Here is a 17203-nt window from a genome sequence, read left to right as displayed (position 1 = left end):
AAGCATGCGATACGCCGTACTCACCGACGTGCACGGCGATGTCGATTCCCTGCAACGGGTACTGGAGCACATCGCCCGCCAGGCGGTGGACCAGGTCATCTCCATGGGCGACGTCTTCGAGTGCAAGGTGAGCAAGCGCCAGGCCGAGAAGTACGAGTTCACCGGCGACATCGCAGAGGTAGTCGACGCGGACCCACGGGTGGAGGTCCTCCTGCGGGGCGCTCTGCTCCTGCGCGGCAACCAAGAAGAACGGATCGCCTCCCTGGTACCGCGGGCGCACCTGCCCGACTGGACGAGGCCGATCCTCCACGCTCCACTGGAACACCGCACGGACTTCGCCGTCTACGGCCACGGCCACCGCCTCCCCTGGCGGGAGACGCAGCCGGGGGTTTGGTCCCCGGCCGAGGCACCATTTCCGGGCCGGGCCCTGATTCACGGCCACCATCACCGCAGCGCCCTGCGCCGGCTGCCCCAGGCAAGATGCGGCAGAGACGCCGAACCCGTCCTCGTCCCGGTTCGCCACGGCGAACCGATCCACCTCGCACCGGGTGCCCGCTACATCGTCAACGTCGGCCCGGTCGCCAAAACCGCCCCGGAACGCGGCCCGTCCCCGGCCTGGGCCGTGATCGACGAGGATGCGGCCACGGTCACCCACCACCACTGTGAGGAGAAGACGTGAACCAACGCGTCATGCTGCTGGGTTCCGACAAACCGGAGATCGTCCGGGCCCTCCGGCAACGACCGGACATCCAACTCCAGGTGATCACTCGCACGGCGTACGCCGGCTTCTATGACGAATGCGGCATCGCGTACGTCGACAGCTTCGAGGACCTGGGTCAGGTCGAACGCGCCGCCCACTCCCTGGCCCGCGCGGGACTGCCTGACCGGGTCGTTGCCTCGACGGAGAAGAGCATCGTCGCCGCCGGCCTGGTCCGTTCCCTGCTCGGCGTCCCCGGCCCGTCTTTCGAACAGTCGCTCTGGGCCGCCCACAAGAGGGCCATGAAGGACAGACTCCGCGCGGCGGGCCTCCCGGTGACGGACTACGCCCAGGCGGGCTGCCTGGAGGAGGTCCCGAGAGCAGCCCGGGACACCGGCTGGCCGGTGGTGATCAAGCCGGTCTTCGGCGCGATGGCAACGCGCACCCACCGCGTGGCATCGCCGCAGGCGTTCGCGCGCGGCCTCCGGGAAGGCAGGTACGACGACCTCGCGGCACGGGGGGTCCCGATCCTGGTGGAGCGCCTGGTAGACGTCACGGCGGAGTACCACTGCGACGGCGTGACCAGACGAGCCGAGGTGCGCCACGCGACGGTCTCCCGCTACTTCACGATCCCCCTCGACACGCCCCCGGAAGTGGACAGTGGCTACGTGGTCGACCAGTCCGCACCGATCGCGCGAGCCATCCTCCTCCTGCACCGGAAGGCGGTGAGGGCCCTCGGACTACAGGACGGGGTCACGCACTTGGAGGTTTTCGAGACGGACAGGGGCCCTGTCATCGGCGAGATCGCGATCCGTCCCGGCGGCCTCGGGATTCCCCGCATGCTCTGGCACGCACGCGGGGTGGACCTCTGGGACGAGTTCCTCCGCGCGGCACTGGGGGAACCGATGAGCCCTCCGAGCCACGGCCCGAACCCCGGCATCGTGGCCAGGACCCAGCTCCCGGCCGCCGAGGGCCTGGTACGGAAGGCGTCGGCGCTGCCGGGCGTACTGGAGGCCCGGGGCCCGGACCACGGAGGAACGGCGAACGTGGAGGTGTACTTCGAGTCGCCGGACGAGGCAGGGGCGGAATCGACGTGGCGGCAACTGCGAGGGATCGCGGGGCTGAAGGACTGAGGTCCGGGGCGCGGCAACGTCGCGGGCCCCGGACGTCACGGCACTCACGGGGAGGCACCCCCCAGGCACCCCCTGCGCGCTTCCTCGCCGGGAACTCCCGCCGTAGGTTCAATCACGCACGAGGAACTGCTCTGACCAGGCATTTCCGTACGCATCACCGTTGCAGGGGAACAAGGAAGTGAGACATGCCGTAGCCGGTCCGGCGACCTCCGCCGGCAGGGAAGTCGCTCCACCGGCCGACCAAGGCGACGCATACGTACCCCCGAGCCATTCGGCGCACTCTCCCCCGGGGCCGGGGGCACACCGCGGCCCCATGCCCTGGCCGAGGCGAAGCCGGCCAGGTGGGGGCGGGGCCGGGAAGGCCCTGGAACAGGGGCCCGGCCGGTCCGTCGCGCGACGATCAGTCCTGGCGCCAGTGGGTGACGACTGCGGTACCCCGTTCCGTCGGCCGCTTCCCCGCGCTCTGAGCCATCAACCTCGCCTGCCGCCCGGTGCGGCTCGCGACCTCGGACCCACGACCGCGGTTCCCTCCCCTGCCGCGACCGACTGCCTGGCCGCGCCTGCGGCCCGGCCGCACGCACGGTGGCTCCTGGGCGGGTGTGCCGGGCTCGGTCGTCCATGTGGATGCGGCCGCTTGCATCGCCCATCGGGCGGCACCGCCCGGGACGGCCCGAAGGCGGTCGGGTCCTGCCGGAGCAGTGCCCGGAGGACCCCAAAGCCTCCGTGTGGGGATACGCCGGTCGTCGCGAGCACCGCGCACGCGACGACGCGGCCCCCGCCTCGACCCCGTCGACGGGGTCGCCAGGCGAGAACCGCCATTTCAGAAGAAGCAACGAGAAGGGGAAGTGAGTGAGTCTGGGAACCAAGGGCTACGCGGTCATCGACACTCCGCCGCTGGACGAGCACAGCCTGGCCGAGTTCGAGAAGCCTCCAGCATCTCCTCGATCCGGATGCCGGTGTGCCGCAGAACCTCCACCGTTGCCCAGGACCAGAACGCCACCTTCTCCTCGTGGGTCTGGTTCCGCCGCCTGCCGGCGGCCACCTCGGTGACGTAGACGCGGCGGGCCTGCCCTGACCCGAAGCGCTCGAACTGCTCCCCGGCAACGAGGAACCGTTCACCGGCTGGCGTCGCGCGGGCCGCGGTGACGCGAGCCTCGGCGTCCTTGCTCTGCCGCTCGACGGCGCGAAGCAGGGCGGGCAGTAGCGGCAGCTGGGTCCGGGTCCGCTGGTCCATTCGGGACTTTACCCCTGACCTGGACTTCTTCGTCGCGCACTCGTTCGGCTTGATCGGACGCGGTGCCACCCAGGAAGTACTCGACCAGCAGGTCACGGACGGCGCCTACAGGCACCCGGTCCGCTTCAAGCGGCTGCGCCTGGACATGACTGCGTTCGACGTTCCGCCCTTCGGCTCGGGCGGGGCGGCGACTGCCGGCTGAGGGCGGCGCGCGGTCGTCCTGCTCCGGGCCGGGTCGGCCGCTCGGGTGGCGGCTGGCGCCTGTGCGGGCTACCGGCGGGGCACCAGCATGGCGAGCGCGCCGACGTGGAGGTCGAGGTGCCGGGGGGATCTGTGTCGGGTCGTCCGGGACGGTGCGGGCCGGTATGACGAAAGTGCCTTGCGGGGTTGGGCTGTTCCGGGCGGGGGCTTGCCCGGTCCGGGCGCTGGGCGGCGCTCGGACCGGGCAGGCCTGTTGGGGCCGGGTCAGGGCAGGGCGATGGCCCGGGGTGAGTCGGTTGGTCCCGACCGCCAGATGTCGCCTGTGTTCGGGTTGACGGTGTCGCCGTCGGTGGTGGTGAGGAGGCGGGCGAGGAGGAGTCCGGTGGAGAGCTTGCTGAGGGCTGCGGCGGTGCGCTTGAGGCGGTGGTGCTGGTCGGCGGGCAGGGCGAGGGCGACGCAGGTGGCGTCGTGTCCGGGCAGGGTGAGGGAGAACGCCGCGCACAGGTTGTGTTTCGAGTACTCCAGGAGGTCGAACTGGAGTGCTTGGGGGCCGTGGTTGTCGAGGTTCTCGAAGAGGGTCCGGGGGCTGGTGATCGTGCGCCCGGTGTAGGGGAGGGGTTCGTAGCGGGCGAGGTGTTCCATGCGGGCCTCGAAGTCGAGGTCGGCCAGGAGCGCCTTTCCGACGGCGCTGGCGTGCGCGCTGTCGGTGAACGCCGCTCCGACCCTGACCGGGGGCGCGCCGGGACCGTGGGAGGACTGGAGGATCTCGACTTCCCCGCCGGTGTAGGTGCTGAGGTAGACGGCGGCGCCGAGGCGGTCGCGGAGCTTGTCGAGGGTCTGCTGCATCAGCAGCTCGTGCTGCTCGGGACGGCCGGCCATCTCCATGACCGGCCCCGGCAGGTGCGCTCCGGCGATCGTTTCGACCAGGTACTGCGCGCGCAGCCAGTGCAGCAGCCACGCCGTGGAGGTCACGGACATGTTGGTGCGCCGGGCGAGGTCGCGGGTGCTGATCCCGCCGGACTGCTGAATGTGGCGGAGCAGGTGGTGGGCCTTGACCGCCGCGGCCTGTTGCCGGGGGGTCTGCGCGGGCAGGATCCGCGAGGCCATGTCGGTCAGGACCGCGGGTCGCAGGGCATGCGCTGAGAACAGCCCCTTACGGCTGCCGGCGTCGCCGGAATCCGGCTGAGCCGCCTTTACGGCCCCGGCCCCGGCCCCGGCCCCGGCCCCGGCCCCGGCCCCGGCCCCGGCGCCGGCGGCTGCGGCGGCCGCCGCGGCCAGGTGGGGGGTGGGGTCGGGCAGGGGCTGGACCAGCGCTCCGCCCGGTGTCGGGTCGAGGGAGCGCAGATGCCGCCGCCGAGGCCCGGACCCGGACCCAGCCCCGGACCCGGAGGCCGTGTTGTCGGCTGCGGCCTGGTCGGGGGCGGGGATGGCGGGCGGGGGCACCAGAACCAGACGCGGCCCCTGGGCCTTGGGCGCCGGGCGCCCGCCCGCCGCCGCGGCCGCGGCGGCCTCGCAGGGATCAGGGGTAAGGAGTTCGGGACGGACGCCGAGGTGTTCGCGGACCTCCTCGAAGAACCGCGGGTCTTCCACGGGCGGCAGCGGGTCGTAGGGGGAGGGGCGGCGGTGGGCGGTCGCGGCCAGGAGTCGGCGCGCGTCGGAATGACCGTGACGGGCCGCTTCGGCGACGAGGAACCGTACGTCCTCGCGCCGGTCGCCGTCCGCCCGCCCCGCGAGCGCGGCAAGGCGGAACATGGCCCCGGGGTGCCCGGCCTCGGCCGCGCTGCCCAGCCACTTCTCGGCCCGCAGCAGCTCACCGCGCACCAAAGCCTTCGTCCCCAGCCGGTAAAGGGAGTTCGCGTGGGCCCGCTCTTGCGGGCTCAGGCCGTAGCTATCGGTCAGGGGCCCGAAGTAGCCCTTGGGGCGGTCCCAGAAATCGTGCGGCCCGGCAAGCTGGGCCAAGAGGTGGGCGAGCCCGGCCGGCACCACCGGATCCGGGCGGCCCGCCCCGCCGCGGTGGTCGTTCGTGCTCACATCCGTCACCTGTCCTTCCTTTCGCAGTTCTTCTTCCGATGCCCATCCCGAATATGCCCAGCGAGCTTGCGCCGTAGATACGCGATCGCCTTCGAACGCAGTTTGTGCAGCTGCGGGGCCGCTATGCCGAGCGCGGCCGCGATCTCCACGTCGCTCAAACCCTTGCTCTGAAGGTCCACGACCTGGCGCCGCCGCCCCTCCGGCATCCGTTCGATCTCCCGCCGCAGCAGCTCCCGCTGCCGCAGCCGACCCTCATCCACCCCCTCCTGACCCAGGGCTTCCGGCAGCCCTTCCAGCGCCTGCGCGTCCGTCACCACCGTCCGCCTGCCACCGCGCTGCTCGCGACGCCACTCGTCGACGGCAAGGTTGCGGGCCGTGGCCCGCAGGTACGCCACCACGTTCGTATCCGCCGGCAGCTCACCCTCCGCCGCCTTCACACCCACCCGCAGCAGGGCTTCCCCCACCACGTCCTGACACGTCGCCAGCGACAACGCCCGAAACGACCGCCGCAGCACGTACGGACCGGAGTCCATGAACGCCCCAGACGCCTCCAGCAACCGCTGCGCCACATCCGGCTCCGAGACGTCGCCCGATTCCGCGCCGGGCGGACACTCCTCCTCCGCGTCGGGCTCCGGCGCGAACTCCTTTTCCGCGCCTCCGCCTACCACGGGCCCCGCTCCCCGCCGGCCGCCGGACCCGAGCCGGCGCCGGCACCGACAGCCGCGAGAGCGTCGGCAGCCCTCGCGACCTCGATCCGCACCACCATCTCCGTGTCCACGGCCAACTCCACCCGCACCACCACAACCTCCCGCGCTGCGCCACCGCACCGCTTCAACACCACGGGCCCGGCGATCGCTTCACGGCCGGTGTCCGGGCAGTCGGCGGTACCGCGCCGGCACAGGTTCACCACAGCGATCAGAGCGTGCACCGCGCTCACGGCGGTCGGGAGATACCCGATCCACTCCAAGGACGGCATGTTCAGTGGTTCTCCATCTACTTGGCGGGACGCGGTCGGCGTGATCGCGTCCTCGCCCCCCTGACGAACCCCACCGCGCACTTCTCCCCTCGGAGTCCCCCGATTCACCCGAGTGAGTGAACGGCCGGCGTCTCCCGTGCTCCGGCGCACGCCGTCACCCCCCCACGGGCCACATGTCCGGCGCCCCGTGATGTGCTGGAGGCTGCCGCTGGCACGGACGTGTCTTGGTCGGCCGGTGCAGTGCCGTTTCGCCGGGTGAACCTGCCTCCTCGCCCGGGTGAACCCGCCGCTGTGCCCCTGTTGCTGACGGGGCGGGGCCCGCTACAACCGGCGCATGTTGATCATGATGCGGGCCGCTGTCGCGGCCGCCGCAGCCCTCGCCCTGTCCCTTCCCGCCACGACCACGCACGCCGCCGAGCAGCCGGCAGTGGTGCCGCAGGTCCTGCCGATCGGGGTGGCGGTGTCCGCGCTGCCGCTCGCGGTCGAGGACCGGACCGGCTACCAGCGCACCAGCTTCAGGCACTGGACTGCGGGGGAGCAGCCGGCGGACGGCTGCAACACCCGCCAGGAGGTGCTGCTGGCCGAGGCGATCGACTACCCGGTCATCGGGCCGGGCTGCACGCTGAGCGGGGGCAGGTGGGAGTCCTACTACGACGAGGTGTCCGTGACCGACGCGTCCCGGCTGGACATCGACCACATGGTCCCCCTCGCCGAGGCCTGGGACTCCGGGGCCTCCGGCTGGACGGCGGCGCGGCGGGAGGCGTACGCGAACGACCAGGGCCAGTTGTCGTCGCTGGTGGCGGTGACGGCGCGGTCGAACAGGGCGAAGGCGGACCGGGATCCGGCCCAGTGGCTGCCGCCGTCGCCGGAGGCGCTGTGCCGGTACGGCGCGGAGTGGACCGCGACGAAGCTCAGGTGGGGTCTTGCTGTCGACGAGGCCGAGCAGCAGCGGCTGTGGGACATCGCGGCCGGCTGCGGCGACACGGCGGTGGAGTTCACCCCCGCGCCGTAGGGCAGAGGTGCTGAAGGGCCGTTGTTCCTTCTGGGCTGGCGGCCCTTCGTCGTGCCCAGGGTCAAAGCCGTGGGTCCGGCTGCCCCCAGGGCGGCCGGACCCCGAGTGCTGCGGGCTACCGGCGGCGGAGATGCTGCAGCAGCAGGGGGAGGGCGGCGACGTCGGCGCTGCGGGTGCCGAGGGCCACCGGCTGGCTCTCGCGTCTGCGCTGCTGATCCGGGCAAGCTCGCTGAGGTCCTGGGCAAGTCCTCCGTGGCCGGCGTGGGCAAACCTTGCGTGACCCTGGGTAAGCCGGGGGGGCCTTGGTCGTGTTGCAGCGCTGGCCCTACGACCTGGATCAGGCCGAGGGAGGCGGTGAACCGCGTCCTCGGTACGGTGACTGAGAAGCGGGCCAGGGCCGGTGGCCCGGGATTGCGAGGGAGAGGTATCCAGGCTCCCGAGCTGCTCTGATCCAGTCCTTGAAGGTGGGTTCCGGGCGCTCGAAGAGATCGGCCAGGCGCCGGTGGAGTCCCGGACCGTTGCCGGCCTCGCGGAGGTCGCACGGCCAGGGGTGTCGGTGTGGAAGAGGCCATCGCCGCCCTCGTGGCCTTTACCGCCGTCCCACGCGGCGGCCGGACCCCACGCGGCGGCCGGAGCCGTGGTCGGGGTGCCGTGTGCCCCGCCTGCGGTACGAACCCGTACGCCGAGCCCGTCGGGCCTTTACCCGCGACGCCCGGCTTGGACCGTGACGGGGTGGGGCCCGGTGGGCTTCAGACGTAGGGAGCCGGTTCGGGTACGAGGTCCTCGTGCTCCGCAGTCTCCGGTCCGTCCCGCCAGAACAGGGTGGTCAGCAGGCCCGCTCCGGCCAGGATGCCGCACAGCAGCAGCCCCGTGGCCGGTGCCGTCACCGCGACCGTCGCCAGCGCGGCGCAGCTGGCGACAAGCCTGGTCTGCTGTACCGCCGCCATGGCCGCCCCCAGTGAACCCAGCCCCACTTCATGCAGCAGCACGCCCAAGTTGCTGCCGACGGCTCCCGCGCCCAGCCCGACGAGGCTCAGGGGCACGGCGTACAGTGGGGCGGGGCTGTCCGTGAGCCACGGTGACGCGAGGGTGGCGGCCCCGACGCCGGTCAGGGCCAGTCCCGCGATCACAACGGCTTTGACACGCTTTCCGCGTGGCGTCAGAAGCAGCGCTGCCGTCCTGGCGCCGGCCAGCAGCCCGGCTGGAAGCGGGGTCAGGACAAGTCCGACCGTCAAGAGGGATGCGTGTGCGGTCGTTGCCAGGGTGAACGGAACGAGCACCAGGCACAGGACGACCGCCGGTCCGGTCACGGCCGCGGCGCCGAACGCGGTCAGCACCCGAGCGGAGACCGGCCTGCCCAGGAGGCCGGTGTCCCGCCGTCCCTCCCGCACCGCGCGCCGGGCGGTCATCCATGCCCACAGCAGCGCCGCCCCGAGGCACAGCAGCAGACCGAGGACACCCGTCAGGGATCCGTACTGGGCTGCGGTGGCGGCCGCGCCGAGCAGCAGCACCAGAACGGCTGTCCGCCAGTACGGTCGCAGGTCCTCCCGGCGGGCGGCCTGCGGTTCGTGGGGCAGATGGCCCGCCGGAAGGAATCCCGCTGCCGAGGCGGCCGCCATGACGAGGAAGACGGAGCGCCACCCCGGCAATCCCGGCACGGGGGCGTGCTGGACGAGCAGGGCTCCGGTGAGCGGTCCGAGCACAGCCCCGGCGGACATGGCGAGACCGATCCGATCCAGCAGACGTCCGCGCTCGGTTCTCGAGGCCGACGAGAACACGGCCGTGTACGCCCCCGTGCCGATGCACACCTCTCCCACGCTGAGCACCAGCAGGCACGCGGCCAACTCCCACAGTCCGTCGACGGCCAGCGCCCCCAGAGAACCGGCCAGCCCCAGGACCAGACCCGCCTGCCAGAGCCTTCGCGGGCTCGCGATCAGGGGCGTGAGCAGCATGCCGACCAGCAGGCCCAGCCACAGTGCGCTGGCCGGCAGGATCCACTGCCCCGGTACTCCCAGGCCCGCCGTCAGCGACCCGAGGTGGACCGCTACCGCAGTGGTGCCTGCGGCGCCGATACCCAGCAGCAGGAGGAGGCCAGGCAGGACGGGTCCGGTTTTGCTGAGCGGAGCTGTTCGCGATGACCGCCGGGCGGCGGCGTCCAGGCGGACCTGGACGGCCTGCGCCCACGTCTGCGAAGGGGCGGGAGCCGCATCGGGGCGTGCGGGCGGCTGGAACGCGGGTGAGCGACGGGACAGCGTCGCCACGACCCGGCCGGAGAGGGAATCGGCACGCACGTCACATTCCTCCCGGCTGTGGTGAGGCCCCGCCGGAGGCGGGGTCCGTCGTCGGAGCAGGAAGGCCGGGGGGCGGCTGGCCCGGTGCCGCGCCGGATTGCGGGGGTCCCCCGGTCGGCGGGGGCACATACCCGCTTGGCGTGGGGGCAGCGTTCTGCTGCTGCACCGCGTTGATGCCTTCCCGACCGACCTTCACCACCAAGGGCACGAACATCGTCACCTTCTCCAGGACGTGTGGTGCCGTCGCGCCCGTGAGGACCATCAGCCAGGCCGAGGCCGTCGTCGGCGAGGCGGAGACCACCGCCGCAGCGGTGCCCGCACCGACCAGCAGGCGCAGCACCACGGCGATGGCGTAGGCCAGGAACCCCGTGGCCGGCAGCGGGGGCGAATCCGTGGACGGGCCGTGAGGGGCCGTGACGCCCGCAGCAGCCGTACCAGGGCCGAGGCTGCCGGACCCGACCTGCCAAGGCCATCTACGCCAGCGTCTGACAGCGACGATGAAGTCGAGAGACTCCATCGCGAACCCGCCGAACGCCCCCCACAACGCGCCTTCGAGTAACTCCACGGGGCGAGGCTAGAACCAGCAGAGCTCACGTGTCAGGGCTTCGGGCAAGCCACTGCCTGGGAGCAGGTCCCGCCTTCCGAGCCTGCGGGCCACATGGTCGACCAAGCAGCCGGGATTACGGGGGGAGCCGTACCACGATGGCGGTCGGCGCAGGACCCTGCCCGGTTTCCCGGCCCCGGTGCAGGGCGCCGGCCCCGCCGAGGTCTTCGACCAGCCCCACGTGCTGGCCTGGCTGCACGCCGTCGGGAAGCTGACCCGGTTGGTCACTGGAACACGAACCCCCGTGCCTTCAACGCCCACCAGCGCTGGTTCTCACCCCGGGCAGGCGTTCTGGCCGCACCGACTGCCCGCCTGGGCACGCCGCCAGATCCTCGACGACTGCCTGGCCGTCGCCGAGGCCCGGCCCTCCGGCGTCCGCCTCGCCTTCCGGACCGCCGCCACCACCGTCCACCTGGACACCCTGCCCACCAAGCGCGCCTACTGGGGCTTCCCGCCCCCGCCCGACGGCGTCTACGACCTCCTTGTCGACGGCCGCCTGACCGTCCAGGCCACCGTGGACGGCGGGAACCTGCGCACCATCACCGACATGCGACCCAGCTCGCCGAGTTGACCCCCGGCCAGCCCATCACCATGATCCTCCCATTGCTCGGTAAAGCCGCCGACGAGGCGTTCCTCGGCTTCACGGAGACGAACCTGTGGGAGCAGGCGGAGGCCATCAGCGCGGGCCGGCTCTACGAGCTGCGGGTGACCGTGGCCTGACCGGGCTGGCGCACGCGGGGAGGGCGGGTCGATGTGGTCCCCCGCCGCTTCAGCCCAACCACCCCGACCCTCTGCGGCTTCCTCACCTGAACCGGCCCACCCACAAGGTCCGGGGCAACAACCCGCCACGACGCCACCGCGCCCCCACCCGGAGCGGATGCCGGGCTCTCGACTGTCGGCCCGTGTCGCGGTTGTGGGGCCTCAGCAGGTTTTGTAGTCGTACCGGGTGGAGTTGTAGGCGCAGGTGTGGTGGACGGTCTTGTTGGCGCGACGCAGGGTGGCGGTGTCCTTGTCGTTGTTCCAGATGTGGCCGGCGCGCTGTTGGAAGAGGGTGGTGGCGGTGTTCGTGCCCTTCCCGGTCTTGATGCTTACGTTCTTGCCGGCGCCGAGGGTGAAGGCGGCGAAGGTGTAGGCGTGGTTGGAGGCGTCGGTCAGGGTCCAGCCCTTGAGGTTGACCGCGCTCGTGGTGCTGTTGGTGATCTGTACCCATTCCCCGTTGATGGAGGAGTTGGTGGCGGTGTCGCTGCCTGGGGAGTCGTACCAGATCTTGGAGATCCGCAGGGATCCGGCGGCGTGGGCCTGGCTCGGGAGCAGGGTCATGGTCGCGCCGGTGATCGCGGCACCGACGACCAGGTGACGGGTCAGAGGCATGAGCATCCGGGAACGTCCTGTTCACTGGGGGGAAGCGCCACCCGCGCGGTGGCCTTGGCCCTGGACGCTAAGGGGCGGCCGACTCCGGATGGGGCTGCGGTTGCAGCCCTGTGACAGAACGTCACCCTTTGATGTGAGAATCCGCGACCGGTACGGTTCACGCCGGACAGATGGACAGCTGACCAAGGCTGTGGCTGTGGCCCTGATGGGTCCCAGCCAATGGTTGACGTACTTTGAGGGACACACTTTCTGCCGTCGAGGGTGCTCACGATCTTCGCACGGTCCTGGGAGTGGTCCTGGTCGGTCGTGACATCGGGCAGCCGTCGGCCGGGTTACGGTCAGTTTCGGTTGAGCCGGCCTTCCCCTGCCCAGGCTTCAGGTCTTCGACGAGGGCGTGCCGCACGCGGAACCGCACTCCGAGGCATACCTGCTGTAGCGGCCCGCCCCGGAGCGGATCCCTCAACATGCCTGGCGGTTGAGGGCGCCTCGACATGTGCCGAGGCGGGTCAGGCCTCGAACTGCAATGAGTCATTCCGCTTACGCGGCGCGGTGGGAGCGCGATGTTGCAGTCGCCGCGTGGCTTCCCGAAGTGTCTTGGTTTGCTGGGCCTTTTGTCACCGCTTGGGTGGGTGATCCTCGCGGCTTTGAGTGGACAGTTTCGGTCAGGTCGCCGCGAAACTGGTTTGCCGGACCTGTCCATCGGGTGCGTTACTTGATCGTTTTTCGCACAAAAGACCACCTGGGGGAAGTTTTGCATTTACGGAGAAAGCTGGCCGCAAGCCTTTCGGCGCTAGCGTCGGCTGTGGCCCTGCCTCTGACGGCTGCCTCGCCCGCCGCCGCCAGTCCACCGGACCACAGTTGCAACACGGTCTATCAGGCCCGCATCTTCTTCTGGGCGATGACCTGCGCACGGCCCGGCCAGCCGGTGATCGGAGCCTTCGGGACGTGGCGGAACGTGCCCATCACCTTCGAGGGGGGTTCGCAGGCAGGCGAGGCGGAAGTCTCGAACTACGTGCGCATGGTCCCCAACACCGACGACACCAGCGGCGCGAACGGAGGGGACATGTTCGGCCCCTCGATCGATGTGGGTCTGCACGCCGAGAAGACCGGCGCGACGACGATCGCCTACGGGCCGAGGTGGACCGAACTGGGCAAGCGCGGCGGGGTCACCAAGGCCATCACCGCCGGAACCAATCCAACGGTCGCCGACAACGTGAACCACACGTACATGACGATCCGCCAGGCCAGCGGCAACCAATGGGACGTGCTGTACGACTTCAACATCGTCGGCAGCACCACCGACCAGCTCAAGATCCCACGCGGGAACCCCAACCGGATCGACATCGGCCTCGAGGTCCGAGGACCCCAGCATGTGACCGTACCGCCGATCGCGAACCGCATGCAGTTCATGGCGGAGAACAAGGCCTGGGCACGCGCGGCGACCGCGGACGTCACACAGCTGACCACCTTGGGGATATGCGGGAAGTCAATGAACATCCCGAACGACCCGACCGCCGTCTACAAGGCGCCGTACTGCTTCGAAGCCAAACTGACCGACGCGACGACCGCCACCCAGTGGACGGTGAGCAAACCCGGTCCGGCGGCCGGACCCGCGCCCTCGACACCCATGAGTGCGACGGGGACGTTCAACGGCGTCGATCAGAAGGCACTCTCGAAGTGCCTCGCCACGGACCCCGAAGGATGCATGAGCACGGTTCCCGGCCTGGCGGCCTGCGTACAGACAGCCAAGGCCTGCAACGCGGCCGCGCTCCAGAAGCCTGAGCGACCCGCTGCTCGAAGGGAGTCCGCACGCGCCGGCGGCGGACCGACCGACATCGCCGAGCGCGCGGCCAAGTCCTTCGGCGTCGCCCGGGAGGCGATCCGCGTCGTACCGGACGGCCGTCCGTCGTCGAGCAGCAAGCAGCAGGCAGCCCCTGCCACACAGCCCACGACTACCGCCGATACCTCCGTGGTGACGGTGGAATCCGCAGCACCGACCCAGGGCCTGGAACACAGAGGCCTCACCTTCCACGGCTTCCGCGCCACCTATTCCACCGAGACAGGACAACTCCTCGACGCCTGCTGGGGGCAGATGTGCGACGCCTGACCACCACCGCTTCCATCGATGGAAGGTCTAGCGAGGCCATGCGTCGACCCTGGACCCGCAGCGTTGTGGCCGCCTGCGCCGCAATCGCCCTGCTCTTGACTGTCGAGACGGGGGCTGCGGCCAATGCCGCCGGAACTCCCACGGCACCATCGCCGGCTGTCGTCCAGGACGATGATCTGCGTACCGAGTGCGCCAAGCAGGCAAAGGCCAACTCGCAGAAGGGCTGGATCAAAAGTCGTTTCGAGACGTGCGTCCATCGCCCCACCTACCTCCAACTCAAGGACACCAGGCGGCGCCTTCTCGGCGAACTCTGGTTCGACCTGTACATCCTGGGTTTCGCCTACGACGGTTCCCGCCGAGTCGACTACACCAGCAGCATCGAGAACATCAAGGCCAAGCCGGTCGCCGGTGAGAACCCCGCGAACTGGAGAATCGAACACTCCATCACTCACCGGATAATCGCTCAGGAAAGCGGCGTCAACCCGCAGATCAACAGCCCGGCCAACACCTTCCAGGTCGGCACAATCGCCGAGTGGAATGCGAAACCCTTCGTGCAGCTCACCTATACGTCACCAGACACCGGAAAGGTCGAGGACGGCAACGCCCAGGTGGTCATGGGCGAGCTCAACCTGAGCGTGAAGGTGACGTCCCCCACCGCAGAGCCCTGGGAGGACAGAACGATGGCCACCTCGAAGTTCAGGTTCGACTACGCGGGACGTACCGCTGGTAAATACAAGGGAACCGTCTTCCCCGAAGCACGAGTGGAAATGGTGATGCGTCTCGCGGATCCCGAGGTGGACCAGAGTGCGCGCCATATTCTCGATGCCCAACAGTTTCCCGAACGCACGTTCCCGTCCTGGGCTGGTAAGACCGTTCCCGGTGCGGCAGCCGGTCAGCCGCTGCATAGAATGGTCAATGCGGAAAAGCAGGATGAGCAGAGGGCGAAATCGATCTCCCAGTGTAAAGAAGTCTGGGGTGACTACTCGGGTACCGGGCTCGAATGTGACGAGTATCCATTCGCGTCAACCTATGAGGGGTCGATGAAGGGTGACAATCGTTACTCGGTTCGCCTGATAGACGCAGCGGACAATCGTCAGGGTGGAAAGATAATTCAGCGAACCTATGAGGAGAATCGCATAATTGACAACGATGAATTTTACGTCAAAATTGTCCCCTGAGGAATAGGAGGCAAGTAATGCCACTTCTGGTCCAGGCGACGACCCTTGCGCGCCCGTCCTATCGTCTCGTCGAGGTGTACGACTCGGATGCCTACCTTACCGATGACGAGGCCATCGCCGCCGCGGAGCGGAACGTGGTCGGCGGCAATGGTTACCACCTCTATATGCTCAGCCTGCAGTCCGACCTGAAAGTGGAAGTGACCATTCGAGTGTGGGAGGCACCCCAACCGTCGCCTGTGGATGTCGAGGGCTTCACGCCGGTCAGCCTCGAGTCTGAGACGGGGGTCCTTGTGGTCGGCCAGTTCGCCCTGGGACCCGCCGGCGAGATGTCCCTTCCAAGGTCAGGTGTCTACGAGGGGACGGTCTCCTGGTCCGGCCGGGCCGCTGCTGCCCGCTACCACGAACAGGCGCTCCGCGAGATCGAAGGCGATTGGAGCACCACACGGATCCGACAGCTGTGGGACGATAACCCGCAGCCCGAGCAGTACATCCTCGACCTCTGGTACGTCCGCGAACCCGAACCCGTGGACGACGATGACTGATGGACCATCGCGGCAAGGGCGACAGTCTGAGCGCGGTAGCTGATCGAGTTCCGTTTCGTAGTCGCCTATACAGGGCGTGAAGATCACGATCTCGTTGAGGACCCGCAGCCGGGGGATCCCGGCTGCGGGTCCTTGGCCTGGCGACCGTGCGGGTGCTGGAGTGGATGGCCCGTCGGAGCCGCCCGGGCCTCAGGGGCGGGACCGGGCCGCCCTGCTCACGCCCCGTGCGTCCCGCGGGTGCGGGGCCCGAGCGGGGTGGGCCATTCCGTAGCGTGCTGGATGGGGCTTGGGCGGCCGGTTGCCGTGGTTCGGGTTCCGGTCGGTCCGTCGGAGGTCAGGTGGCGGGTGCGGCCTTCACGATGCGTACGAGTCCGCCGTCGAGCAGCATCTCGTCGACGAAGTCGTCGGCGATCTCGGTGTCCTCGCCCTTGGGGAAGTTGTGGGTGAGGGTCAGGGTGAGGTGGGAGTCGCGGAGCGCGGCGCGGATCCTGTCCGGCAGACCGGTGTAGCCGGGGGTCTCGGCGGGATCCACGGCGATGTTCAGGCGCGCCTCGCGAGGCGAGTCGATCCCGCTGACGCAGGTGTCGACGGCCGCGCCGAGGTCCGCCGCCTTCAGTGCGCTGTGGGCGGAGTCGTGGAGGGCGACAGCGCCCAGGTACTGGACGACCTGGTCCCGGCTGAAGGCCGGCGCGACGGAGTGGGCGAGCGCCCGTGCGGACGTGCCGCCGCGGAACTGCCTGGTGATGATTTCGATCAGCGCGTTCCGGCTGGAGGTGTAGTTGCCGAGCTCGATCTGGAGCTCACTCCTGATGTCCATCGGACCAGCCTAGCGGGTGTACTGAATTCAGTACACCCGTAATTCAGTTCAGCAGGGCGTGCGTTCGCGCCCTCCGTCAAAAGGGGGTCCGGGCGGGGTCCGGGTCGGGGATGATCGGGCCATGACCGAGGACCTCGCCGCTGGCGGTGCGCCGGCACCGCGACCGGACGCCGCAGCGCAGTCGCACGAGCTGGCCGCGCCGCACCGGCCAGCGCTGGACGAACCGGTGTTCGCCGTCCCCGGGCTGCCGAGACCTTCCGCCTCCGACTGTTCACCGCGCCCGGGGCGCGCCCGGCCGTGGTCCCTGTCCGCCCGACCCGGAACGCTGAAGGCCCCCCACCCTCGCGGTGGGGGGGCCTTCGTCGTGGTCAGCTTGGCGAGTGACTCGGGGAGGCGTTGGCGCCGCATATTCCGAGTTTTGCCATCTTCTCTCGCCATACGCTTCCGTTGGCGTCGACCCAGTCGAGTCCGGTGCGCCCGGCGTCGGGGCCGTGGTCGCGGATGGCTCTGCCTGAGCTGGCGAGGGTGGTGGCGATGTCGTCGCCGAGGTCGAGTGTTTCGTTGATCTGTTTGGCCTGGTCGCTGGGTTGTTTGATCTCGCGGAGGTATCCGAGGAATTCTGCAATGGCGTTCCCCGCTTCTTCCCATTGCTGGCCTGTTGCCGCGACTAGAGACTTGTCAGACGGCTTTCCTTGCCGGGCGTCGTCATCGAGTCGCTCCTGAGATTTGTTGGCTTGGTTGAACTTGGTGATGCCGTCGCTTCCGTATCTGGAGCAGACGGACAGGGCGTTGATTCGCCATTCGTTCATGGTGGGGCCCGGAGGGTCTGGCGGGTTGAAGATGAAGTAGAGGCCGGCAATGGTTGCGATGGCGGCTGCTGTGCCGAGCACCCATTCGACGTGTTCCTTGATTCGCCTAAGGGCTGTCCCGTAAACGAGCTCTGTGAGCGGGACTCGGTTCAGGCATGTAGCTTCGTCGTCGGAGGTTTCGCTCGTGCTGTTCAGGCCCG

At 69.7% G+C, this 17203-nt stretch carries 17 protein-coding genes and 1 pseudogene; 10 read left to right on the top strand and 8 right to left on the bottom strand.

Going from position 1 to position 17203, the window contains the following annotated elements; translation table 11 throughout:
* Window positions 1–4 precede the first annotated feature (4 nt).
* Together AB0D01_RS37780 and AB0D01_RS37775 are read left to right on the top strand one after the other, a co-directional pair.
* Entirely contained in the window at window positions 5–679 is a 675-nt protein-coding gene (locus AB0D01_RS37780) for a metallophosphoesterase (protein ID WP_363063582.1), read from the top strand.
* Window positions 676–1830, top strand: coding sequence for a hypothetical protein (locus AB0D01_RS37775; protein WP_363063580.1), 1155 nt, complete (start codon window positions 676–678; stop codon window positions 1828–1830). Before AB0D01_RS37780 ends, AB0D01_RS37775 begins: the two co-directional genes overlap by 4 nt.
* Before the next feature lie 877 nt (window positions 1831–2707).
* Here AB0D01_RS37775 and AB0D01_RS37770 read toward each other — a convergent pair.
* Window positions 2708–3064 (bottom strand): hypothetical protein, encoded by a 357-nt coding sequence (locus tag AB0D01_RS37770; protein WP_363063578.1) that lies wholly within the window; start codon window positions 3062–3064, stop codon window positions 2708–2710.
* A 49-nt stretch (window positions 3065–3113) separates the two neighbouring features.
* On the opposite strand from AB0D01_RS37770, the gene AB0D01_RS37765 reads away from it, so the two are divergent.
* Entirely contained in the window at window positions 3114–3266 is a 153-nt protein-coding gene (locus AB0D01_RS37765) for a hypothetical protein (protein ID WP_363063576.1), read from the top strand.
* A 263-nt stretch (window positions 3267–3529) separates the two neighbouring features.
* On the opposite strand, the gene AB0D01_RS37760 is transcribed toward AB0D01_RS37765, so the two are convergent.
* The 3 genes from AB0D01_RS37760 to AB0D01_RS37750 are packed head-to-tail and all read right to left on the bottom strand — an operon-like array spanning window position 3530 to window position 6272.
* Window positions 3530–5305 (bottom strand): IclR family transcriptional regulator C-terminal domain-containing protein, encoded by a 1776-nt coding sequence (locus AB0D01_RS37760; RefSeq protein WP_363063574.1) that lies wholly within the window; start codon window positions 5303–5305, stop codon window positions 3530–3532.
* Window positions 5302–5964, bottom strand: coding sequence for an RNA polymerase sigma factor (locus AB0D01_RS37755; protein ID WP_363063572.1), 663 nt, complete (start codon window positions 5962–5964; stop codon window positions 5302–5304). Before AB0D01_RS37755 ends, AB0D01_RS37760 begins: the two co-directional genes overlap by 4 nt.
* Window positions 5958–6272, bottom strand: coding sequence for a hypothetical protein (locus tag AB0D01_RS37750; RefSeq protein ID WP_363063570.1), 315 nt, complete (start codon window positions 6270–6272; stop codon window positions 5958–5960). The genes AB0D01_RS37755 and AB0D01_RS37750 overlap by 7 nt, the downstream gene beginning before the upstream one ends.
* Before the next feature lie 334 nt (window positions 6273–6606).
* On the opposite strand from AB0D01_RS37750, the gene AB0D01_RS37745 reads away from it, so the two are divergent.
* A complete protein-coding gene (locus AB0D01_RS37745) occupies window positions 6607–7284 on the top strand; it encodes an HNH endonuclease family protein (protein WP_363063568.1) in 678 nt (225 codons plus the stop codon).
* Between the two features lie 749 nt (window positions 7285–8033).
* Here the strand turns inward: AB0D01_RS37745 and AB0D01_RS37740 are convergent.
* Window positions 8034–9575 (bottom strand): MFS transporter, encoded by a 1542-nt coding sequence (locus AB0D01_RS37740; protein WP_363063566.1) that lies wholly within the window; start codon window positions 9573–9575, stop codon window positions 8034–8036.
* Window positions 9576–9748: 173 nt separating this feature from the next.
* Here AB0D01_RS37740 and AB0D01_RS37735 point away from each other — a divergent pair, with 173 nt between their 5' ends.
* The 3 genes and pseudogenes from AB0D01_RS37735 (at window position 9749) to AB0D01_RS37725 (ending at window position 10899) form a co-directional block, all read left to right on the top strand.
* Window positions 9749–9931 carry a hypothetical protein gene (locus AB0D01_RS37735; RefSeq protein ID WP_363063564.1) on the top strand — a complete coding sequence of 61 codons (183 nt, stop codon included), beginning with the start codon at window positions 9749–9751 and terminating at the stop codon, window positions 9929–9931.
* Between the two features lie 543 nt (window positions 9932–10474).
* Window positions 10475–10758 (top strand): annotated as a pseudogene (locus tag AB0D01_RS37730) (lipase); the annotation flags it as partial.
* 12 nt (window positions 10759–10770) lie between these two features.
* Window positions 10771–10899 (top strand): hypothetical protein, encoded by a 129-nt coding sequence (locus tag AB0D01_RS37725; RefSeq protein ID WP_363063608.1) that lies wholly within the window; start codon window positions 10771–10773, stop codon window positions 10897–10899.
* Window positions 10900–11100: 201 nt separating this feature from the next.
* Here AB0D01_RS37725 and AB0D01_RS37720 read toward each other — a convergent pair whose 3' ends face one another.
* Window positions 11101–11556, bottom strand: a complete 456-nt coding sequence (locus AB0D01_RS37720) for a lamin tail domain-containing protein (protein ID WP_363063562.1) — start codon at window positions 11554–11556, stop codon at window positions 11101–11103.
* 796 nt (window positions 11557–12352) lie between these two features.
* On the opposite strand from AB0D01_RS37720, the gene AB0D01_RS37715 reads away from it, so the two are divergent.
* The 3 genes from AB0D01_RS37715 to AB0D01_RS37705 are packed head-to-tail and all read left to right on the top strand — an operon-like array spanning window position 12353 to window position 15377.
* Window positions 12353–13657 carry a hypothetical protein gene (locus tag AB0D01_RS37715; RefSeq protein ID WP_363063560.1) on the top strand — a complete coding sequence of 435 codons (1305 nt, stop codon included), beginning with the start codon at window positions 12353–12355 and terminating at the stop codon, window positions 13655–13657.
* Between the two features lie 38 nt (window positions 13658–13695).
* Entirely contained in the window at window positions 13696–14835 is a 1140-nt protein-coding gene (locus AB0D01_RS37710; RefSeq protein ID WP_363063558.1) for a NucA/NucB deoxyribonuclease domain-containing protein, read from the top strand.
* Window positions 14836–14852: 17 nt separating this feature from the next.
* Window positions 14853–15377, top strand: a complete 525-nt coding sequence (locus tag AB0D01_RS37705; protein WP_363063556.1) for a hypothetical protein — start codon at window positions 14853–14855, stop codon at window positions 15375–15377.
* Window positions 15378–15711: 334 nt separating this feature from the next.
* Here AB0D01_RS37705 and AB0D01_RS37700 read toward each other — a convergent pair whose 3' ends face one another.
* Both AB0D01_RS37700 and AB0D01_RS37695 read right to left on the bottom strand, forming a co-directional pair.
* On the bottom strand, window positions 15712–16194 hold the full coding sequence (locus AB0D01_RS37700; RefSeq protein WP_363063554.1) for a hypothetical protein: 483 nt from the start codon (window positions 16192–16194) through the stop codon (window positions 15712–15714).
* A 368-nt stretch (window positions 16195–16562) separates the two neighbouring features.
* Window positions 16563–17203: hypothetical protein (locus AB0D01_RS37695; protein ID WP_363063552.1), on the bottom strand; the 641-nt coding region annotated here is incomplete at its 5' end.

Origin of the sequence: Streptomyces sp. NPDC048606 (assembly GCF_040650855.1) — a bacterium.
Lineage (GTDB): Bacteria > Actinomycetota > Actinomycetes > Streptomycetales > Streptomycetaceae > Streptomyces.
This window is presented reverse-complemented; position numbering and strand designations above follow the sequence as displayed.